This is a genomic window from Verrucomicrobiia bacterium (genome assembly GCA_026414565.1).
Lineage (GTDB): Bacteria > Verrucomicrobiota > Verrucomicrobiia > Limisphaerales > Fontisphaeraceae > Fontisphaera.
Window position 1 is genome coordinate 1 of sequence record JAOAIT010000042.1, and the last position, 20,182, is coordinate 20,182.

Annotated in this window: 16 protein-coding genes and 1 pseudogene; 6 read left to right on the forward strand and 11 right to left on the reverse strand. The window is 65.9% G+C overall.

The window, feature by feature from the left end; genetic code table 11:
• Positions 1–154: 154 nt before the first annotated feature.
• Positions 155–397 carry a hypothetical protein gene (locus N3J91_09615; GenBank protein MCX8156687.1) on the reverse strand — a complete coding sequence of 81 codons (243 nt, stop codon included), beginning with the start codon at positions 395–397 and terminating at the stop codon, positions 155–157.
• Positions 398–843: 446 nt separating this feature from the next.
• Between N3J91_09615 and N3J91_09620 the strand changes: the two genes are divergently transcribed.
• Genes N3J91_09620 through N3J91_09630 form a run of 3 tightly spaced genes read left to right on the forward strand, consistent with a single transcriptional unit; the run spans position 844 to position 4,957 of the window.
• Positions 844–2,328 (forward strand): rhamnulokinase, encoded by a 1,485-nt coding sequence (locus tag N3J91_09620; GenBank protein MCX8156688.1) that lies wholly within the window; start codon positions 844–846, stop codon positions 2,326–2,328.
• Positions 2,329–2,343: 15 nt separating this feature from the next.
• On the forward strand, positions 2,344–2,883 hold the full coding sequence (locus tag N3J91_09625; protein ID MCX8156689.1) for a hypothetical protein: 540 nt from the start codon (positions 2,344–2,346) through the stop codon (positions 2,881–2,883).
• 22 nt (positions 2,884–2,905) lie between these two features.
• On the forward strand, positions 2,906–4,957 hold the full coding sequence (locus N3J91_09630; GenBank protein ID MCX8156690.1) for an OPT/YSL family transporter: 2,052 nt from the start codon (positions 2,906–2,908) through the stop codon (positions 4,955–4,957).
• A gap of 137 nt (positions 4,958–5,094) precedes the next feature.
• Here the strand turns inward: N3J91_09630 and N3J91_09635 are convergent, their stop codons facing one another.
• The 4 genes from N3J91_09635 to N3J91_09650 are packed head-to-tail and all read right to left on the reverse strand — an operon-like array spanning position 5,095 to position 10,873.
• Positions 5,095–5,418, reverse strand: a complete 324-nt coding sequence (locus N3J91_09635; GenBank protein MCX8156691.1) for a hypothetical protein — start codon at positions 5,416–5,418, stop codon at positions 5,095–5,097.
• Between the two features lie 45 nt (positions 5,419–5,463).
• Positions 5,464–8,334, reverse strand: coding sequence for a glycoside hydrolase family 78 protein (locus N3J91_09640; GenBank protein MCX8156692.1), 2,871 nt, complete (start codon positions 8,332–8,334; stop codon positions 5,464–5,466).
• 60 nt (positions 8,335–8,394) lie between these two features.
• Positions 8,395–9,549: an L-rhamnose/proton symporter RhaT gene (gene rhaT, locus N3J91_09645; protein MCX8156693.1), complete on the reverse strand. Its 1,155-nt coding sequence runs from the start codon at positions 9,547–9,549 to the stop codon at positions 8,395–8,397.
• A gap of 49 nt (positions 9,550–9,598) precedes the next feature.
• Positions 9,599–10,873, reverse strand: a complete 1,275-nt coding sequence (locus N3J91_09650) for an L-rhamnose isomerase (protein ID MCX8156694.1) — start codon at positions 10,871–10,873, stop codon at positions 9,599–9,601.
• A 143-nt stretch (positions 10,874–11,016) separates the two neighbouring features.
• On the opposite strand from N3J91_09650, the gene N3J91_09655 reads away from it, so the two are divergent.
• Both N3J91_09655 and N3J91_09660 read left to right on the forward strand, forming a co-directional pair.
• Entirely contained in the window at positions 11,017–11,952 is a 936-nt protein-coding gene (locus tag N3J91_09655; protein MCX8156695.1) for a helix-turn-helix domain-containing protein, read from the forward strand.
• Positions 11,953–11,996: 44 nt separating this feature from the next.
• On the forward strand, positions 11,997–12,680 hold the full coding sequence (locus tag N3J91_09660; GenBank protein MCX8156696.1) for a carbohydrate-binding family 9-like protein: 684 nt from the start codon (positions 11,997–11,999) through the stop codon (positions 12,678–12,680).
• 26 nt (positions 12,681–12,706) lie between these two features.
• On the opposite strand, the gene N3J91_09665 is transcribed toward N3J91_09660, so the two are convergent.
• On the reverse strand, positions 12,707–14,077 hold the full coding sequence (locus N3J91_09665; GenBank protein ID MCX8156697.1) for a Zn-dependent oligopeptidase: 1,371 nt from the start codon (positions 14,075–14,077) through the stop codon (positions 12,707–12,709).
• Between the two features lie 68 nt (positions 14,078–14,145).
• On the opposite strand from N3J91_09665, the pseudogene N3J91_09670 reads away from it, so the two are divergent.
• Positions 14,146–14,304: pseudogene (locus N3J91_09670) on the forward strand (rod shape-determining protein MreC).
• A 688-nt stretch (positions 14,305–14,992) separates the two neighbouring features.
• Here N3J91_09670 and N3J91_09675 read toward each other — a convergent pair.
• The 5 genes from N3J91_09675 to N3J91_09695 all read right to left on the reverse strand — a co-directional run bounded on the left by N3J91_09675 (position 14,993) and on the right by N3J91_09695 (position 20,064).
• On the reverse strand, positions 14,993–16,294 hold the full coding sequence (locus N3J91_09675; GenBank protein MCX8156698.1) for a carbon-nitrogen hydrolase family protein: 1,302 nt from the start codon (positions 16,292–16,294) through the stop codon (positions 14,993–14,995).
• Positions 16,295–16,369: 75 nt separating this feature from the next.
• Positions 16,370–17,017: a hypothetical protein gene (locus N3J91_09680; GenBank protein MCX8156699.1), complete on the reverse strand. Its 648-nt coding sequence runs from the start codon at positions 17,015–17,017 to the stop codon at positions 16,370–16,372.
• A gap of 10 nt (positions 17,018–17,027) precedes the next feature.
• Positions 17,028–17,969, reverse strand: coding sequence for a hypothetical protein (locus N3J91_09685; protein MCX8156700.1), 942 nt, complete (start codon positions 17,967–17,969; stop codon positions 17,028–17,030).
• A 115-nt stretch (positions 17,970–18,084) separates the two neighbouring features.
• Positions 18,085–19,278 (reverse strand): phage major capsid protein, encoded by a 1,194-nt coding sequence (locus tag N3J91_09690; GenBank protein MCX8156701.1) that lies wholly within the window; start codon positions 19,276–19,278, stop codon positions 18,085–18,087.
• 51 nt (positions 19,279–19,329) lie between these two features.
• The gene (locus tag N3J91_09695) at positions 19,330–20,064 is read right to left on the reverse strand and encodes an HK97 family phage prohead protease (GenBank protein ID MCX8156702.1); all 735 of its coding nucleotides are present in this window, start codon (positions 20,062–20,064) and stop codon (positions 19,330–19,332) included.
• Between the last annotated feature and the right edge of the window lie 118 nt (positions 20,065–20,182).

Sequence of the window (20,182 nt, forward strand, 5' to 3'; positions counted from 1 at the left end):
ACCTGGGTTGCCCATGCCAGGCAAAACCCGGCGATCGCTTCTTGCTCAACTGAGCAGATGGGATTAGGCCGGGGTGATCGCGGACGACGGCTCTTTGGCTTCGTCAAGAGCAGCGTTACCTGAACTGGCTGGAACTTGACGGTGGCCACGACGCTCACCTGGACGCCGAGGTTGCCGACCCTTTAGCCGCAATGGCTGCCGCCGCCTGGTGGACGACCGCCGTGATTTCGGGCGGGAGGTCACGGTGCCAGTCGAGGTAGTAGAGGGGAGTGGCAGGGTCATACTCCCAGAGCTGGTCGGGGTCGAGAGCCATCACCGGGATGTTGGCGACCGTCCAGCCCCAATAGACCAGCTCGCTCTGAGTGCCCCCCCCGCGAGAGGTTTCCCAAGCGTTCACGTCATCAAACAGGCTTCGTCCCCCCCCGAAGCCAAACCAATCCGGCAGGGATTAACCATCAGGACTGATACTCACCATTTTACACATCCGCCTGCGACAATTCTCCGGTTTTGCATTTTGCATTTTGCACTTTGCACTTTGCATTTCCCCCTCTGCATTTTCCGTTTTGGTAGAGAGTTTCCACGCGGTTGTTTGGCACCGTGAACGCAAATCGTTTTCCCCACCGCCGCGGGGGGGGACGGTGCGATCGCGTTCAGCCTGCGTTCCATTCGCCACTCCAATTCCGCCAGTGGAGCATGGAGCAGCTCGTTATTACGGCGGGGGCTCCTGCCTTTGGGCTTCATCCCAAGGGGCCACTCACGGCCCGGCCTTGGCCGGCATCGCCCGATTTTCCGTTTGAAATCGCCGGCCAAAGCCCGCAATTTAGGCGGCAGCAATCCTGATTTATGGCGACACGTGTTTATCTGGCGGTGGATTTGGGCGCCGAAAGCGGGCGGGTCATGGCCGGCCTGTGGAACGGCAGGAAAATCAAGCTCGAGGAAGTCCACCGGTTCCCCAATGGCGGCGTGACGGTGGGCGGCACGTTGCGCTGGAACGTGCTGGGGTTGTGGCAGTCCATTCAACAGGGGCTCGCGCTGGCGGCGCGCAAGTATGGCCCGCGCCTCGTCTCGGTGGGCGCGGACACCTGGGGGGTGGATTTTGTGCTGCTCAACCGCCAGAACGAGCTGCTGGGCCTGCCGTATCATTACCGGGACGCCCGCACGCAGGGCATGATGGAGCGCGCCTTCCGGCGCGTGCCGCGGGAGAAAATCTTTGCCCAGACGGGCCTGCAATTCCTGCCGTTCAATTCGTTGTTTCAACTGCTGGCCTGGCAGCGGCAGGCGCCCGAATTGCTGGAGGCGGCCGACTGCCTGCTGTTCATGCCGGACTATTTCCACTGGTGCCTGTGCGGCGCGCGCGTGGCCGAGTTCACCATCGCCTCCACCTCGCAATGCCTGCACCCCCTCCAGCGCGACTGGAATCGCCGTCTGCTGCGGGCCTTCGGCCTGCCGGTGGGCATGTTGCCGCCGCTGGTGCATCCCGGCACGGAGCTGGGGCCGCTGCGGCCGGAGGTGGCCGAGGCCGCCGGCCTGGCCCGGGTCAAGGTGGTGGCGCCGCCCGCGCACGACACCGCCGCCGCCGTGGCCGGCGTGCCCACCGCCCACACGGGCAAAGTCAACTGGGCCTACATCAGCTCCGGCACGTGGTCCCTGATGGGAGCCGAGGTGGCGCAGGCCTCGCTCACGCCGCGCACACTGGAGTTTAACATGACCAATGAGGGCGGCCTGGACGGGACCTACCGCCTGCTCAAAAACATCATGGGCCTGTGGCTCGTCCAGCGCATCAAGGCGGCTTACGACGCCGAGGGCAAAACCTACGATTACGCCGAGCTGGTGCGCCTGGCGGCGGCGGCGCCGGCCTTCCGCTCCCTGGTCAACCCGGACGACGCGCGTTTTCTCAATCCCAAAGACATGCGGGCGGCCATCCAGGAGTATTGCCGCGAAACCGGCCAGCCCATCCCCCGCACCGCAGGCGAGCTGGTGCGCTGCGCGTATGAAAGCCTGGCCCTGCGTTACCGGCAGGTGCTCGGCTGGCTGGAGGAATTGAACGGCCAGCGCGTCGAAATCATCCACATCGTGGGCGGCGGCTCCCAGAGCGCGCTGCTCAACCAGTTCACCGCCAGCGCCTGCAACCGGCCGGTGCTCACCGGCCCCGTGGAGGCCACCGCCCTCGGCAACCTGATGACCCAGGTGCGCGCCGATGGCGAAGTGCGCACGCTGGCCGAAATGCGCGAGGTCATCCGCCGCTCCAGTGAAATGCGCAAGTACAAGCCGGCGGACCTCGATAAATGGGACATGGCGGCGGCCCGCTTTGCGGCGCTGGCCCGCTAAACGCTTCTCCGGCGCATGGGGATTCTGGTCCGATACCAGGTCAAAGCCGGCGGCTGGCGCGCCAACGTCGAGCTGCCGTGGGAGCTGGACCTGGACCGGGCCGCGGTGGGCGGGGTGGCCCTGCGCGATCCCGCCACCCTGTTGTGGAAACTGGGGCCGGGCGAAGATCCGGCCGCCGCCGCCGCCGCGGGCCGGTATTGTTACTTCACCCGCGGCGCAGAAGCGGAAGTCGCGCATCAACGGCTCCGGCAGTGGCGGATCTACTGGCATGACCCCGCCGGTCATTTCTCGCCTTTTGCCGGGCCCTGCCGCTTTCGCGGCGGGCCGATTGATTTGCACGGCGGCTTGCCCGAGACCGCGCTGGCGGCCCTCTTGGGCCCGCCGGTCTGGCGGGACGAAACCGCCGCCCAGGTGCGCCTGTTCTATGCGCATCACGCCACCGACTGGGAGGTGCTCCTCTCCCCCGCCCACGGCCTGCAGCAAATCACCTTGAGCGCCCAACCCCTATATGCCCGAACGGAGGCCGGGCAGGCCCCACCCGCCCAACCCACCTAACCCCCCTCCCCTGTTGTCGCCCATGTCCGACCCCCAAAACCGCGATGCCACACCGCCGGCGGCGCCCGCCCCGGAGAACATCCCCCCCCTGCCGCCCAACGCCACGCCGGAGGAGATGGATCTGCACTGGTACACCTATTACTACCAGGGCGACAAAGTCAAACAACTGACCCTCCGGGCGGTGCTCATGGGCGGCATCCTGGGCATGTTCATGTCCATCTCCAACCTCTACACCACGCTCAAACTGGGCTGGGCCTTTGGCGTGGCCATCACGGCCTGCGTGCTGTCGTTTGTCATCTGGAATGCGCTGCGCGCCCTGAGCCGCGGGCGGCTCACGCCCATGAGCATTCTGGAAAACAACTGCATGCAATCCACCGCCTCCGCGGCGGGCTACTCCACCGGCGGCACCATTGGCACGGCCTTTGGCGCGCTGCTGCTCATCGAGGGCCAGCACCGCCCCTATGTGGTGGTGGCCTCCTTCGCCCTGCTGACGGCCGCGCTGGGCGTGTTTCTGGCCATCCCGATGAAACGCCAGATGATCAACTACGAGCAGCTCAAATTCCCCAGCGGCATTGCGGCGGCCGAAACCTTGCGGAGCCTTTACTCCCACGGCCAGCAGGCCCTGCGCAAGGCCTACTCGCTCATCTACGCCCTCGCTTTCGGCGGCCTGGTGGGCTTCCTCCGCTCCTATTACACCCTGATTGACCAGCTCAAAGACTGGCAGCCCTCGGAAAAATTCGCCGCCTTCTGCCAGCGCCTGCACGTCCCGCTGGACCAATGGCTGGCCGGGCTGGGGCCGCGGCTGCAGAGCCTCCATCAATGGCTGCACATCCCGGAGCAGATCGCCCTGCGCGCCGGCTGGTCGCCCGTTTATCCCTACCAGCTCTCCGGCCTGGCCTTCGAGCCGAGCGTGCTCTTGATCGGCGCCGGCATGATCGTGGGCCTGCGCGTCTCCCTCTCCATGCTGCTCGGCTCCGCGCTGCTCTACTTCCTGGTCACCCCCTACCTGCTGACCCTCGATTTCGCCCACGCCGGCACACCGGGCTTCGTGCCCTCCTTCACCATCAATCCCCAGGGCGTGCTCAATCCCACCCGCTGGGCGCTGTGGGGCGGCACGGCCATCATGGTCTTTTCCAGCCTCACCTCCGTGGCCCTGCAGTGGCGCACCCTGGCGCGCGCCTTTCAAGTGTTCAAACGCCGCGGCCAGCCCACGGCCACCGCGGACCGCCTGGCCGCCATTGAAGTGCCCGCCACCTGGCTGGTGGCCGGCTTGATTCCCATCACCCTGGGGCTGGTCATCGTGCAATTCCTGGCCTTCCACATCAGCCTGTGGCTGGGCCTGCTGGCGGTGGTCATGTCCTTTGTGGTCTCGCTGGTCTGCTGCCGCGCCACCGGCGAAACCGATACCACCCCCATCGGCGCCATGGGCAAAGTCACCCAGTTGCTCTATGCCGTGCTCCCCGGCGCCAAGGGCAACATCACCATCAACCTCATGTCCGCCGGCACCACCGCCGCGGCCGGCGGCAGCTCCGCAGACCTGCTGACGGACTTGAAAAGCGGCTACCTCCTGGGCGCCAATCCGCGCAAACAATTCCTCGCCCAGTTCATCGGCATCTTCTTCGGCACGCTGGCGGTGGTGCCCGCCTGGTTTGCCATGGTGCCCGACAAGGCCACTCTCGAAAAATTCAATCCCCCCGCCACCTATATGTGGAAGGCCGTGGCCGACTTGTTGACGCAAGGCGTCCACCTGCTGCCCAAGACCGCCCTGGTGGCCATCATCATCGGCTCCCTGCTCGGCGTGGCCCTGCCCCTCCTGGAAAAATTGCTCCCGCGCCTCCGCCCCTGGCTCCCCTCCGCCATGGGCCTGGGCCTGGCGTGGGTCATCCCCTTCCAAAACTGCCTCTCCTTCGCCATCGGCGCCGTGCTGGTCTGGCTCTGGTCCCAATGGCGCGCCAAATCGGCCGAGGAATTCAACGTCCCCATTGCCTCCGGCCTGGTGGCGGGAGAATCCCTGGTGGCCGCCCTCATTGCCATCGCCTGCACCCTGGTGGGCTTCCTGGGCATGGCCAAATAAAGGCCCTTCCCCCCGAATCTATCTTAGATCAGAAATTAGAATTTATACGAACTCCCGCTGATGACCCGCTAGCAACGGCCGCTGCTCAGTGGTGCCACCCATGCCCCCGCATAGGCCTCTCCCCCGCCTGGGGTTGGTCAATTTGCAAACACTATGGGCACTTCGTACGCCACTGGCTCACCAAAGACAACCGGCACCCCATGGACCACTGGAGGCAACGCGCTGTTTTCGCGGCTTTCTTGCGCCAGGCGGGTGTCATTCTGGCACAAAGCCGGGGAATTTTCGGCCTCAACCGTCAACTCACCCCAGTCTTCATTTTCCAGCCCACTGGCAGCTTGCGAAATCGCAAATCGGCTGATGGCCAATGGGTTAACCAACCCAAGCCGGGCGGGAGCGGCCGCCACCGGGATGATGGCGCAGGTGCCCCGCTCAAACTCAACCAATTGCAGCTCGATTCGCATGCCTGCATTTACAGCATACGACGTGCCGAGCCGCTTTGGGAAAAATTACGGCGTGACCACGGACGTGAAGCGATAGCTGCCGCTCCCCAGCTCCAGCACGGCGCGCTGGTTTTCCAGCCCCAACACCTTCACCCCACGGGCTTTGTTCAGCGGTTTGCCACTCTCCAGCACTCCCTCCAACCGGTTGGCGGGCAGGTGGAGCGTCGCGGTGGTGTTGGCCGGCAGGGTCACCTCGTATTCAAACAATTCCGGCTGGCGCCGCCAGTGCACCGAGACCGGGCCATTGATGGAATGATAGGCAACTTTGACCCACGCAATGGGCGGATTTTCCGGGTTGCTCCCCGGGGTGGGCGGATGCGGTTTGAGCACCAGTTGCCGGAAGCCATCCCGGGCGGTATCCACCCCCGCCAGCGTGGCAAACATCCATTCGCACACGGCGCCAAAGGCATAGTGGGCAAATGAGTTCATCGAGGCGTTTTGATTGCCCGCCGCGCCATTAAAGCCAAACTCCTTGGTGTAACTGTCCCATCGCTCCCAAATGGTGGTCGCCCCCTGCTCCACTTCAAAGCCCCACGAGGGGAAACGCCGGCTCTGGAACAGCCGCACCGCCAGATCATGATGGCCGCTGGCCGTCAACGCCGGCAGCAACGGCTGCGTCCCCAAAAAGCCCGTGCTCATGCGATAATCTTTCTCCTGTATCTTCTGCGCCAGCCGCGCGCCGGTCCGGGAGCGCAGCTCCTCGGGCAGCACGCCCGAATAAAGGGCGGTGGCGTAGGCCGTCTGCGTATCCACCGTGAAAGAGCCGTCAGGTTTGACATACTTGGCGGTGAAGGCGCGGCGGATTTTTTGGAACAAATCCTGATAATCCGCAGCCTCCTCGGCGCGCCCCAGGGCGGCGGCCATCTCCGCCATCAACCGGGTGGTGTAGCCGAAGTAAATGGTGTCAAGATACTCCAGCGGCGTCGGCTCATTCAGATTCAGCCAGTCCCCATAGCCATTGCCATCGGGGTGGGCTATGCCCAGGTAATCCCTGGCCACCTTGCGCCGCCACTGCATGAACCGCGTCATGGAAGGCCACAGCCGCTCAATCAGCCGGGTGTCCCCATACACCTTCCACACGGTATAGGGCACAATAATCCCCGCGTCCGTCCACCCGGTGGCCACCCCGCCCCTCCCCACCATGAAGGGATACGGGCAGTAATCAGGATACGGGCCGTAATCAAACTGCGCCTCCACCACCTCGCGCAGCCATTTGGAATAAAACGCCGCCACATCGGCGTTGTACGTGGCCGAGCGGGCGTAGATTTGCGCGTCCCCCATCCAGCCTTCCCGCTCATCGCGCTGCGGGCAGTCCGTGGGCAGCTCCAGAAAATTGGCGCGCTGCGTCCACACGATGTTCTGGAACAGCCGGTTGATGACCGGATCCGAGCACTCAAAACGGCTGGTCAGCGGCACATCCGAATGCAGCACCAGGCCGGTGATCGTATCCGGCTCCGGCCGGCCCGGCAGGCCCGTGACCTCGACATATTGGAACCCGTGGAAGGTGAACCGCGGCGACCACACCTCGCCGCGGGGATCGCCCTTGAGGATGTAGGTATCGGTGGCGCGCGCCTTGCGCAGGTTTTCGGTCATCAACCGGCCGTCAGGATAAAGCATCTCCCCGTAACGCAGCCGGATCCGCGTGCCGGCCGGCCCTTTGACCTTCAGGCGGACGATCCCGGCAAAGTTCTGGCCCAGGTTGAAGATATACACCTGATTGGTGGGCGAGGTGATGCGCACCGGTTTCAACTCCTGCGTCACCCGCACCGGCGGCGCCGGGTAGGCCTCCATTTTGGCCGGCCGCATGAAACCAAAATCCATCGGGCGCACCCGGCCTTCGTTGTCGTAAAACGGCGCCAGCTCATGGCGGTAAATGGCCGCCGGCAACACCGGCTCCCACTGCCGATCGTCAAACCCCGCCCGGGACCACCCCGGCATCTCCAGCCGCGCGTCATAAACCTCCCCCATCAAAATGTCCGCCTCCCGCTCCGGCCCCAGGCTGGTGGTTTTCCACGTCAGATCCGTGGGCACAATCTCCCGCGAGCCGTCGCCGTATTCCAGCTCCAGTTGCGCCAGCAGCGCCGGCGTGCGCCCGTAAATGTCGCGCCCCGTCTTGTAAGGCCCCAGGCCCACCAGCAGCCCGTACGCCAGGTAGCCCGAGTACCACCCCTCCGCCACCACCGCCCCCAGCGCATTGGGACCGGGCTTGAGCAGGGCGGTCACATCATACGTCTGGTAGTACACGCGCTGGCGATAATCCGTCCAGCCCGGCGTGAAATAAGCCTCGCCCACCTTCCGGCCGTTGAGCTGCATCTCATACAGGCCCAGCGCCGTGGCCCGCAGCAGCGCCCGGCGCACGGGGCGGGAAGGCACGAACTCGCGCCGGTAATACCGGGCCGGCGGCAGGTACAACTCGGCGCGATTGGTGTGAAACGGCGCCTTTTGCGTGAACGTGATCCACTCGGCCTGCCAGTCGGACGCCTCCAGCAGCGCCATCGTCCACTGCGCCGGCCGGCTCCACTCGGAGGGCAGGCCGTCCTTGTCCCAGACCTTGACCTTCCAATACGCCTCCTGCCGCGAGCGCAACGGCCGCCCGTTGTACTCGATCTGCGAGCTGCGCCCGCTGGCCACCTTGCCGCTGTCCCACAAATCGCCCATGTCCTCCGCCAGCTTGCGCGCCGAGCTGGCCACCAGCACCCGATAGGCCGTCTGCGACTGGCCCCGCGCGGCCGAGCTGACCTCCCAGCTCAGCCGCGGCCGGGTGGTCTCCACCGCCACCGGATTTTCCAGATATTCACAACGCAGGTTCTGGGGAACGAGCGCGGCGCTCAGCCAGGAGACCGAGGCCAGCCAGCACAGCAGGAGGTGTGTACGCATAACTCTAAATCGTATTCAGTAACAACTTTCCATGCACTGCAAGTTTGGAATCGCCCCGGCTCAGCCACCGCCCATCCGGGTTTTCAAATAGGTGCCGTATCCAATGATGATGGTGGACAGGATCAACGTGGCGATGCCCGTCCCAATCAAAACGTGCGCCCGGCGGCTGGCCCCCTTCCATTCATGGAAGATCCACCCCCACATCGTGCTGAAGATGATGATGCTCGCCATGTGCAGCGTCCAGCTCGCAAACCCAAACTTCCCCATCTGCGTCTCGCCCATGGTGTAAAAGAAAAACTGCAGGTACCACGTCGTCCCCGCCAGCGCGCTGAACAGAAAATTCCGCAGCCACGGCACCCGCAGCGCCTCATCCCCGGGCGCGGCGCCAGCCCCGCCCGGCGTGGCCGGCGCGTGCTCGGGCCGCAGATGCCGGCTGAAGTACTGGTAGCCGGTCCCGTTTTTCAGATTCAGCAGCACGCACCACACAAAATTGGTGGTGAACCCCCCCAGCAACACCACCACCAGCTTCGGCAGGCCGGTCCAAATCTTGGGGGTGCCGGCCTGCAGCGAGGCCTCATTGATGGGATTGCCCGCCGTCAGGGCAAACGCAAAGCAGGCGCTCATGATGCCCGAAAACGTGGCCACCAGAATCCCCCGCGTAAAATGAAACTCCGCGATCGCCTTCTTCTTCTCCGCCTCCGGCATCTCGCGCTCCTTCGTCAGGCCCGCCAGCGCGGCGATGCCGATGCCCACCAGACAAACCACCACCCCCAGCAGCGTCACCTTCCCGGGCGTCGAACCGATAATGTCGCCAAAGCTGCTCTCCACCGGAATCTCGGGAAAAAACGCTTTGGCGATGGGCGGCACCAGCGTCCCAAAGGCCGCGCAATACCCCAGCGCCACCCCCATGCCCAGCGACATGCCCAGGTAGCGCATCGTCAGCCCGAAGGTCAGCCCCCCAAAACCCCACAGCGCCCCAAAGAAATACGTCCACCACAGCGTCTTGAACTCCTGCTGCCGGAGCACGCCCACCAGGTTCTCCGTCATCAAGCTGGCCAGCAGCCACGGCATGATGATCCACGAGAAAAACCCCCCCACCAGCCAGTAGGTTTCCCACGCCCACCGCCGCACCGCCTTGTACGGCACATAAAAACTGCCGGACGCCAGCCCGCCCAGCCAGTGCAGAAAAACACCAAAAAAAGGTCCCAGATTCATGAATGTTTCATCCCGTCAAAAGCCCGCCCACCGCCCGCCGCGCACCGCCTCAGGCGCGCCGCGCCAACACCTCCCGCTCGTAGCGTTGCACCTCCGCCAGCCATTCCCCGCCCACGGGCACGTTGTGCGTCAGACAGTAGTAATCCCACACCGCGCCCCACGGCAGCGTCTTGGCCTCCTCCATCAGCGCCAGCCGCGCCGTGTAATCACCCGCCAGCTCCAGCTCCTGATAGGTCCGGTACGGCTCCAGCAGCGCATACAACAGCGCGCGCAGAAAGTTGCGCGCCCCCATCGTCCACGCCGCCACCCGGTTGATGCTCGCGTCAAAAAAGTCCAGCCCCAGATGCACCCGCGCCAGAAAATCCCCCCGCACCAGCTCCTGGGCAATGCTCAGCAGCTCGTCATTCAAAATCACCACATGATCACTGTCCCACCGCACCCCCCGGCTCACATGCAGCAGAATCTCGTCCACAAACAACAGCACCGACGATATCTTGTCCGCCATGCTCTCGGTGGGATGGTAATGGCCGGAGTCCAGCGTCAGCAGTTTTTTGTTCTTCACCGCATACGCCAGATAAAACTCGTGCATCCCCACCGTGTAACTCTCCGCGCCAATGCCGAACAGCTTGCCCTCCACCGCATCCAGGTTGTGCCGCGGATTGAGCGGTTTTGCAAAAATGGCATCCAGCGCCGCCGCCAGCCGCTCGCGCGGCCCCTTGCGATCCGCCGGCACGTCCTTCATCCCGTCCGGAATCCAGACATTGGTGACGCACGGCGTTTTCAACGCCCGGCCCATCGCCGCGCCTATCTCCCGGCAGAGCTGGCAGTGCTCAATCCAAAACTGCCGCACCCCCCGGTCCGGATGCGACAGCGTGAACCCGCTGGCCGCCAGCGGATGCGCAAAACACGTGGGGTTGAAGTCCAGCCCGATGCCCAGCCCTTTCGCCCATTGTATCCACCCCTGATAGTACCGCGGCTCGATCGCGTTGCGGTCCACCTTCCGCCCCGCCGGAAATTCGCCATACGAGGCATGCAAATTAAACCGATGCCGCCCCGGCAGCAGCGCAAACACCTGCTCGGCATCCTGCCGCAATTCCTGCGGCGTGCGCGCCTTCCCCGGGTATTGGCCGGTGACCGCCAGCCCGCCGCCCAGCGTCTCCCCCGCCATTTCAAACCCGCCCACATCATCCCCCTGCCAGCAGTGCAGGGAAATGGACAGGGTGGCCAGCCGTTGCAGCGCCGCCTCCGTGTCCACCCCCAGCGCCGCGTATTGCTCGCGCGCCAGTTGATACGCCGCTTCAATTTTTTTGGTTTTCGCTGCCATAAGCGCCTTGCCTCAGCCCGGGTTCATCTGTGACCGCCAACCACGCCCTCTCGCCCGCCCCCTTCCCGGGCGGCGGCGGGCGGGCTTCCGGGGTGCATCATCGCCCCCATCCTATCCCGCCGCCCGCCGCGGCTGCCTTGACAATGACGCCAAATACCAGCACAAAATTGCCAGTCGTGTCACACCGCATTCTCAAGACCAGCGACTGGTTTCATGCCGACGGCTTCCCCATCGCCGTCGAGCGCCGCCAGCCCCAGGCGCCCTTCCCCCTCCACGCCCACGAGTTCAGCGAGCTGGTCATCATCACCGGCGGCAGCGGCCTGCACGTCACCGGCGGCCGCGCCTATCCCCTGGCCGCCGGCGATGTCTTCGTCATCAGCGGCGGCCGGCCGCACACCTATGCCCAACTGCGGCACCTCTGCCTGGTCAACCTCCTGTACCAGCCGGAAAAACTCCCCTGGCCCTGGGCGGATTTGCCGGCCCTGGCCGGGTATCATGCCTTGTTCACCCTGGAACCGGCCTGGCGCCGCCGGCACGAGTTCAAAAGCCGCCTCCATCTGCGCCCCGACGAGCTGCGGCAGGTGCTGGCCCTGATTGATTTGCTGGAGGCGGAGCTGCAGCAGCGCGCCCCGGGCTTCGCCTGCATGGCCACCGCGGCCTTCATGCAAATCATCGGTTTCCTCTCCCGCTGTTACAGCCGCTCCTGGAATCCCGACGCCCGCGCCCTCCTGCGCATCGCCGAAACCATCACCCACCTGGAAACCCACTACCGCGAGCCGGTCCACCTCGACACCCTGGCCCGCCTGGCCCGCATGTCCAAACGCAGTTTCCTGCGCGCCTTTCACGCCGCCACCGGCACCACCCCCATCGCCTATCTGCTCCAACTGCGCCTCAACCATGCCGCGCACCTCCTCCGCCATTCCTCCCTGAACATCACCGAAATTGCCTTCGCCACCGGCTTCAACGACAGCAATTACTTCACCCGCCAGTTTCGCCAGCGCTTCGGCCTCAGCCCCCGCCAGTGGCGCCAGCAACACCGGCCCCCCGCCGCCACCCTCCCCGATTTCCAGCGCGCCTGACCTGCCGGCTTGCCCCGGCGTCCCCGTCCCGGCATCCTGTCCCCATGATTGCCGCCAACCCGGCCCGTCCAGAAACATGGGTGCCACGCCTCCCCGCCCCCGCAGACCTGCCCCTGCCGGAGGACGCCTGGGCCGCCGCCGCCGCGTTGGACGTGGCGGCCTTCCGCCCGGAAAGCAGCCCCCACCGCCCCGTCACCACCCTGCGCCTGCTGCACGACAACGCCTGCCTCTACGGCCGCTTCACCGTGCACGATCACTTTGTGCGCAGCCGCCACACGCGCTTCGGCGATCCGGTGTATCGCGACAGTTGCGTCGAAATCTTCCTCCAACCGCGCCCGGACCGCGGCTATTTCAATTTTGAATTCAACGCCGGCGGCGCCATGCTCTGCTGCTACATCACCAACCCCGAGCGCGTGGGCGCCTCCTTCAAGGAATACCGCAAATGGCGGCCCGAAGACGCCCACGGCCTGCAAATCCGCTCCTCCCTGCCGCCGGTGGTGGAGCCGGAACAGGTCGGGCCGCAGACGTGGTGGCTGATGTTTGCCCTGCCGGTGCGGCTCCTGGAGCCGTTTGTGGGGCCCCTCGGCCCCCTCTCCGGCCAGTGCTGGCGCATGAACGCCTACAAATGCGGCAATGAAACCTCCCATCCCCACTGGGCCGCCTGGGCGCCGGTGGACGCGCTCAACTTCCACCTCCCGCACTGCTTCGGCGCCATGCGCTTTGCCTGAACGCCCCCGCCGCCGCGCCGGCCCGCTCACGGGGCCGCGGCGGCCTCCAGCCCCAATTCCTTGAGAAAGGCCTGCAGCGAGCGCGGGCGGCCCAGAAACCGCTCAATGGACACGTTCACATCCCGGCTGTCGCCCGGCGCATAAATCTCCTCGCGCAGTTTGCGCCCCAGTTGGGTGTCGAAATACCGCTGCGGCGAGTTCTCAAACAGCGTGGCCATGTCCGCCGCAATCGCGTCGGCCCACGCATACCCATAATACGCCGCGTCATACCCCATCAAATGCCCAAAGTAGGCCACAAACGCCGTGTCCTCCGGCACCGGCAGAAACACCTCGCGAAACACCTCGTTCGCCATCTGCACCGGATCCTGCCCCGCCCCGGCGCGGATTTCCGTGTGCAGCCGCAAATCCAGCAGCCCAAAGGTCAGTTGCCGGCGGTAATAGGTGGCAATCGTGGCGCGCTTGGCGGCCTTGAGCTGCGCCAGAATCTCCTGCGGAATCTTGCGCGCCGGATCCTGGTAATGCCCCGCAAACGTGTCCAGCACCGCCTTGTCCCACACCCAGTTCTCCAGCATCTGCGACGGCGCCTCCACAAAATCCCGCGGCACGCTCGTGCCGGAAAAACGCGCGTGATTGGCCCGCGTCAGCAGGCAGTGCATGGCGTGCCCAAATTCATGAAACAGCGTCTCCACGTCCGCGTGCGACAGCAGCGAGGGCTTGTCCGGCGAGGGCGGCGGAAAGTTGCAGATCAGCGCCGACACCGGCCGCTGATAGCTCCCGTCCGGCAGCCGCTTGCCCTCAATCAGGCTGAAATGGGCAAAGTGATTGTACTTGCCCTCCCGCGGAAACATGTCCAGGTACAACATCCCCAGCGGCTCCCCGCTGCCGGCGTCCATCACCGCGTACAACTTCAAATCGTCCACCCACCGGGCCGGCGGACGCACCTCCGCTATGCGCAGCCCGAACATCTGCTGGTAGATGGCAAACATGCCCTCCAGCACCCGCTGGTAGGGAAAGTAATCCCGCAATTTCTCCGCATCCACCGCATGCCGCTCCTTCTTGAGCTGATTCATGTAATAGGCCGTGTCCCACAGCTCAAGGCGCGCCTGCGGATTGCCGGTGTCGCGCGCCTTCAGCTCCTGAAACGCCTTCAGCTCCGCCTCAAACTTGGGTTGCAGGCCCGTCTTCAACTGCTCCAGAAAATTGCGGGCCGTCGCCGCGTTTTTGGCCATCTTCGGCTCAATCTGGTAATCGGCCCACGTGGCATACCCCAGTTTTTTGGCGATGGTGTCCCGCAGCTCCAGAATCTGGCGCAACAGGGGCACGTTGGCCTCGCGGGCCAGATTGTACCGAATCTGGGTAAGCCGCCGCCGCGTCGCCTCCACGCGGCAGTTTTCCATGACCATCTGATACTGGAAGGTGACATTCGCCAGAATCGTGTATTCATCCTCGCCCGTCTTGACCCCCGGCTGCTGCAGCAGCAGCTCCGGCACGCCCTCCAGCTCCGCCCGCGTGAACTTGACCGGCGCTTTGGCCTTGGTGATGTTGGACTGGAAATCCGTCATCAGCCGCGCCAGCTCCTTGCGCAGCCGCTCCACCTCCTCGCGCTGCGGGCGCGGCAGCGCCAGACCGGCGCGGCGGTAGTCCCGCAGCGTCTCGGCCATCAGCTTGGCGTCCTCCCCCTCCAGCGCGGGTTGCGTGTCCGCAAACGCCTTCAAAGTCGCATAGACATCCTCCCGGTAATCCAGTCCCACCCACCATTCCTGCAAAGTCTTCTCGGCCTCCGCGCAGGCCTCGCGCAGCGCGGCGTTGGGGTGGGTCTCCTTCAGCAGGCTCACCCGATTCACCGTCAAACTCGCCGCGTACAACGTGTCGTCCAGCGCGCGGAAGGTGTTGGCAAACGTAAGCTGCCGCCGGTCCAGCCGCCCGAGGGCGTCCAGCCGGGCATTGGCCTCGGCCATCGCCCGCTGCGCCGACTGCTGCACCGCCTCCGGCGTCGTTTCAAATTCCGGCAGGGTCAGCCGATGGTTAAACCGCGCGGCTTGCGCTTGCAAAGTGGACAAATCAACCGTGGACATGGCAGTGTGACGTGGAGCAGACGTGCGCGAAGCCGGCGCGCAGCCCATCCCGCCCAGGGCCAGACCGGCGGCCAGCAGCAGCCCGCCTGCAGTTCCGAGCTTGCGTTGCTTCGGCATCATGGCGGCCTAATGTGCCTGAAAACCCCCGCAAATCAAATCCTGATTGCGCCGCCCTCCCTCAGGACGGCCCAGCGCCACCCCGCCTGCCCCCGCCCTGCGGCCCGGAATCCGGCCGGCTCAACGCGGCGCCACCGGCAGATCCGGCCGCCACTCCTTCCACGTCCGCGTTTTCATGTTGCCATTCCACGGCTGGAAAAATTGCGCCTCCAGATCAATCTCCGCCCGCGCCACCGGTTTCTGGGCGGTGGCCTCGGCCAGCACCGCGCCCGTGGGATCCACAATGAAGCTGCGCATGTCATAGGTGGAGGTGATCAAATACACGCAATTCTCGATCGCCCGCGCCCGCGCCAGCACCTCGCTCCCCCCCCAGATGGGCAGAACCAGCAGCTCCGCCCCCCGCGCCGCCAGCGCCCGCGATGGCTCCGGAAATTGCAAATCATAGCAAATGATCAATCCCACCCGCCCAAAATCAGTTTGAAACACCGGATATTCATCCCCCGGCGTGATGCCCGCCTCCCATTCCTCACGCGGCAGATGGGTCTTCCGATATTTGCCCGCCAGCCGCCCCTGCCGATCCACCAGCACCGCCGTGTTGTACACCACCCGGCCCACCCGCTCATACACCCCCGCCACCACCCACGCCCGGAGCCGCTGCGCCAGCCGGCCCAGCCGCTCGGTCGTCGGCCCGGGCACCGCCTCGCTCACCTCCGCGTAACTTTTCCCCGTCCCAATCACCGTGATGCCCTCGGGCAGGCACACCAAATCCACCGGCTCCGTCTCGCCCTCCACCAGCCGGCAAAATTGCTCCACACTCTGGGCCGGCCCCCCCGTGTTCTGCGGCCGGAGATACACCGTGAGCAATCGCACCGGCCGCTGCGGCATTGCCGGCAGCTCGCGCAATTCCACCTCATCCCACACCACCTCCCCCTCCGGCGCAAACGCCAAAGCCAGCTCCACCTTCACCGCCACCGCGTTGGTGGGAATCCGCGTGGTGTACTCCACCCGCGTCCACCGGCCCTCCCGCGCCACGTCCAGCGCGTAGTCCGGCGGCCGCGCCTGGCGCCCGCGGGCGTCCAGCCATTCCAGCCGCCCAATCACCGACCGGCGCTCCAGAGCCACGCCGCGCGCGCGATACCAGGCCGAAAAGCGATACACCGCGCCCCCCTTCAGCCCCTTGATTTCCGTGCGCCATCCGCCGAACGCGGCCAGGTTGCCCCCGCTCTCAATCTGCAGCGCGCTCCCGCTCCGCCCCCCCTCCGCCAGCACGCGGCATTGCGGGCGCGTCTCCTCCCGCGGCGTGAAGGGACGCCACCCGCCGGCATCGGGTCCCTCAAAATCCGCCGCGCGATACACCACCGTTTCCGCCGCCACCAACGACAGGCCCGCCAAACACCAGGGCAGCCAATAGAGGGTTTTCATGCCACCACCCAACCATCTTTTACCCCGTTTGGCAATCATGGGATGGGCCGCCGGGCGCCGGGCCCGTTTCCCCCCTCACCACAACAACCGCGTGTAATGCCGGAGTATGACCCGCACCTGCGGCAGCAAATCCACCTGCGCATACTTGAACCACACCGTGCCCGAAGTCTGCGACGTCCCGGGCGGCAGCAGGTTTAGCTCCCGCAAAATCTCAATGGCCCCGCTGCCGCCCCCCACACTCACCAGCCCCAGCCGGTGGCGATTCTCAAACAGGTAGGCCACCTGCTCCACCGCCGCCTGCTCCAGCTCATCCGGCAGCGCCGTCTGCCCCGCCCCGGGCGTGTTCCCCGGCAGCACATAGCCCCCGGTGTATATCACCCGCGCCAGCTCGCCCGCGTGCCCCAGCGGCGCCGCCAGCTCGATGAGCGCCTGGGAAACGGAGATTTGCGCCCCCACCTCCGGCAGCGTCTCCCACTGCGCCTGCCCCGCCCGCCGCAGGGCCAGCGCGGTGATGGACTCCACCGGATAGCGATCCACCCGCACCTCGAGCGCGTCGGCGCGGAAATCGTACGCCGCATTCTCCCGGCGGGCAAAGCGGCGATGGCACTCCAGCTCGAAGCGCGCGGTGACAAAGCGAATCAGATCCGCCAGCCGCGCGTCATGCGCCGTCTCAAACGCCGGAATGCCCAGCCGGGCCTTGAGCGTGGCAAGTTGGGTCAGCATAACGCCTCGCTTAATCGGTTTCCGTCAATATCAACCGCTGCGCCGCCGCGCCCCCCAGCAACCGCCCGCTCGCATTCCCATTCAAATAAATCGTGGTGGCCGACGCCGGCCCGATGCGAACGGAAAACGTCTGCGCGTTGGTGGATTGCGCCGGCACACGCGCCGCCAGGGTCACCTGCCGCAACTGCCCCACCGTCAGCGTATCAGTCACCGCCGCCAGCGCCGCGGGCTCGCCGCTGCGAAACAACGCCGCCGTCACCGCCACATTCGCCCCCACATACACCATGCCGGAAAATTGCGCCTGAATGAAACCCGCCGCCGTGCGCGGGGTCAGGGTGGCGCTCACCACCTGCAGCCCCTCGCTCGCCAGCGGCGGCGTGTCATCCACCGGAATGATGGCATTGGTGTTGGTGGGGGTGATCAGCTCGGCCATCACCGCCTGCCGCCACGCCTGCGGCGGCAGCCGCCAGCGCAAACCCGCCGCAGCCGACGCATCAGCCGACAAAAACTCCCCCCCCGCGCCCGCCGGCAGGCGCACCACCTGCGCGCCGTCGAATACGTACAAGTCCCCCTTGGCCACTGCAATGATGCGGTCCACGTACGCCGGCGAGTAGGGATAACGATAAATCAACGCCCCCGTGGCCAGATCCGTCCACGCATTGGTGGCCGGCCCGGGCGGCACCGAAATGAGAAACGCATCGGCCGCGTTGCCCCCGATGGTCACCTTGTAATCCCCCGGCGCCAGCGTCACCGCAAACTGCCCCTGCGCGTCCGTCTGCACGGTTTGCACCGCGCTGAAAATGATCGTGGGCGCATCCGCCATCGGCGTGGACAACGGCGTGAAAGTCAGGTTCGTGGCGGCGGGGTTCAACGCCGTATCCTTGATGTTCCCCGTCACCAGCGCCGCCGGGGCGGACGCCACAGTGATCAACAGCAGGATGAGATGGCGCATAATAAAGCCTGTCGCGTTTGGGGGGGAAGCCCCGGCCGCCCGCGAAGGGATAACGGACGGCCGGGGTGGGTGGGTGGGGTGGGGTGGGAGTCGGGAAGGAAGGGGTGAACCTTGCTTAAGAAGCTGCGGTTTGCAGGCCGGCCACCGCGCCCGTGGCCATCAGCCCGATGGTGAAACGCTCGAGCGCGCGCACCAAAATTTCATCCGTGCTGAAGGCCGCCTCCACACTGGCCGCAATGTTCACCCCCCCGCGCACCGCCAGGTACTGGTAGGAAAGATCGCCAAACAGCGCAAACACCTTGGCGGCATTGGCCGCAGTGCTGTAGGGCGGCAGCGTGTCCACCCACCGCACCGGAAAACCGTCCAGCGTGGCGCCCTGCGCCGCATGGGCGTTGTAGGGGCGATCCCCGCTGGTGTTGAAACCCGCCAGGTGCTGCTCAAACGAGGGATGACAGTAATACGCCGCGCCCCCCAGCACCGCGGCATCCGGCACCGCCCGCAACGCCCGCCAGTTGCCCAGCGTGGAATCGGAGTACCGCGTCTTGGTGGCCGCCATCTGGCTCACCATCCCGTTGGTCAGCGTGGACTTCGTCAGCCCCTGCAGCCCGTCATACGTCCCCGTCCCGTCCGCCGTGAAAAACACCACATCCTCAATCCGCGCCAGTTGCCGCGCCGCATACCGCGCCAGAAACTGCCCCATCGCCACCACGCTGTCCGCCTCGATCTCCGCCGGCAGCCGGATCAACCCGCCCCACTTCGACGCCGACAGCGTCACCAGCTCGAGCTGCGGCGACTTCTCCGGCACCCCGGCGCTCATCGCAATCAACCCAAACACCGGATCCGTCTTCAGCCGCGGCAGCTTCACCACCCCCGCCCCCAGCGGAAACACCGTCCCGTATCGCCGCGCCGCCCCGTACTGCGCCACCAGCTCCACGATCTCCCCGGAAAATTGCGTGGGCAGCGGTATGTCCGTCGCCGTCAGCGCCGCCTTGTATTCCGCCCCCAGCACCTCCCGGCACAGCCCGGCCAGATTCTCCCGCGGGCTGCTGGGCAGCGCGTCCAGCCGCCCGCTCTTGAGCGCGCCCGCAATCACCACCGCCGCCAGATGCCGCGCACACGCCTCGCTCACCCGCCCCGCGGCGGCCGCGGCGGGCACCGGCCCGCCCTGCAGCCGGCGCAGCCGGTCAAAGTCCCCCCGCAACGCCTCCAACTGCTGGTCATGCATTTGCAGATGCTCCCGCACACGGCTGACCCCGGCATGAATGTCGCCCAGCGTCGCCGTCAGTTCATCGAGTTGTTTTTGTTCCATGGATTCTCAGGGTTTTTGAGGTTGAGGTTGAAGCTGTACTGCCCACAAAGTTCACCCGGCCCCCAACAATCGCGCCGTCGCCGCCGCCAGTCGCAGCCACGGCTCCGCCCCGGCGCCCCCGCCGGGCAGGGCCTGCCGCGTCAACTGCAGCAGCTCCTCCACCGCCTGCACCTCGGCGCGCCCCAGCGCCCCCGCCTTCACGGCCAGGGCCAGGGCATTGGGGTTGGCCGGCACCGGCACGGCGCTGACCTCCAGCAGCTCCTGCTCCAGAAAACGCCGCCGCCACGCCGTGCGCTCCGTGCCGTTCTCCCACCGCAACGGGATGAATCCCACACTGACGGCGCGCAAAAAACCGCCCCGGTACAGCTCATACGCCATCCGCGCCAGCGGATTGATGTGCGTGGCAAACTGCACCCGCAGCCACAGATGCCCCCCCCGCACCTCCACCGCTGTGGCCCGGCCCAGCGTGAAAAGAATGTTGTCGTAGTGGTGGGCATTTTGAAAAACGGGATTGCGCCGGTAGTTCTCCAGCCGCCAGCCCTCGGGCGCCACCACCTCCCCCGCCCGATCCAGCGTCGCATCACTCGCCAGAAAATCCATCAGCGGCAGCTCCGGACCCCCCGCCTCCGCCTCCGGGGCCGCCGGCCGCGCACGCACCGCCAGCGCGCTGCGCAACCCCGCCTGCCCCGTGCTCAAGGTGACGAGGCGGCCGCCAAATTCGGATTCCAAATCCGGCGCAACGCTTTCCCGCCCGCCCCCGCCTGCCTGCCTGACCGTGGCCTTCATCACGCCCCCAGCCTGACACCCCCCTCGCCCTCCGGGACTGCTCCGGGAGCGGGCAAATCGCCACCCCGCCCCCGGCACCCGCCGCAAATGTAGTTGACCCCTCCCCGCATTCCCCCAA

What these genes read in the sequence shown, in the direction of transcription:
- N3J91_09620 (MCX8156688.1), top strand. Translation starts at nt 844, where the DNA reads ATGGCGACACGTGTTTATCTGGCGGTGGATTTGGGCGCCGAAAGCGGG.
- N3J91_09625 (MCX8156689.1), top strand. Translation starts at nt 2,344, where the DNA reads ATGGGGATTCTGGTCCGATACCAGGTCAAAGCCGGCGGCTGGCGCGCC.
- N3J91_09630 (MCX8156690.1), top strand. Translation starts at nt 2,906, where the DNA reads ATGTCCGACCCCCAAAACCGCGATGCCACACCGCCGGCGGCGCCCGCC.
- N3J91_09635 (MCX8156691.1), bottom strand. Translation starts at nt 5,418, where the DNA reads ATGCGAATCGAGCTGCAATTGGTTGAGTTTGAGCGGGGCACCTGCGCC.
- N3J91_09640 (MCX8156692.1), bottom strand. Translation starts at nt 8,334, where the DNA reads ATGCGTACACACCTCCTGCTGTGCTGGCTGGCCTCGGTCTCCTGGCTG.
- rhaT (MCX8156693.1), bottom strand. Translation starts at nt 9,549, where the DNA reads ATGAATCTGGGACCTTTTTTTGGTGTTTTTCTGCACTGGCTGGGCGGG.
- N3J91_09650 (MCX8156694.1), bottom strand. Translation starts at nt 10,873, where the DNA reads ATGGCAGCGAAAACCAAAAAAATTGAAGCGGCGTATCAACTGGCGCGC.
- N3J91_09655 (MCX8156695.1), top strand. Translation starts at nt 11,017, where the DNA reads ATGACGCCAAATACCAGCACAAAATTGCCAGTCGTGTCACACCGCATT.
- N3J91_09660 (MCX8156696.1), top strand. Translation starts at nt 11,997, where the DNA reads ATGATTGCCGCCAACCCGGCCCGTCCAGAAACATGGGTGCCACGCCTC.
- N3J91_09665 (MCX8156697.1), bottom strand. Translation starts at nt 14,077, where the DNA reads ATGGAAAACTGCCGCGTGGAGGCGACGCGGCGGCGGCTTACCCAGATT.
- N3J91_09675 (MCX8156698.1), bottom strand. Translation starts at nt 16,294, where the DNA reads ATGAAAACCCTCTATTGGCTGCCCTGGTGTTTGGCGGGCCTGTCGTTG.
- N3J91_09680 (MCX8156699.1), bottom strand. Translation starts at nt 17,017, where the DNA reads ATGCTGACCCAACTTGCCACGCTCAAGGCCCGGCTGGGCATTCCGGCG.
- N3J91_09685 (MCX8156700.1), bottom strand. Translation starts at nt 17,969, where the DNA reads ATGCGCCATCTCATCCTGCTGTTGATCACTGTGGCGTCCGCCCCGGCG.
- N3J91_09690 (MCX8156701.1), bottom strand. Translation starts at nt 19,278, where the DNA reads ATGGAACAAAAACAACTCGATGAACTGACGGCGACGCTGGGCGACATT.
- N3J91_09695 (MCX8156702.1), bottom strand. Translation starts at nt 20,064, where the DNA reads ATGAAGGCCACGGTCAGGCAGGCAGGCGGGGGCGGGCGGGAAAGCGTT.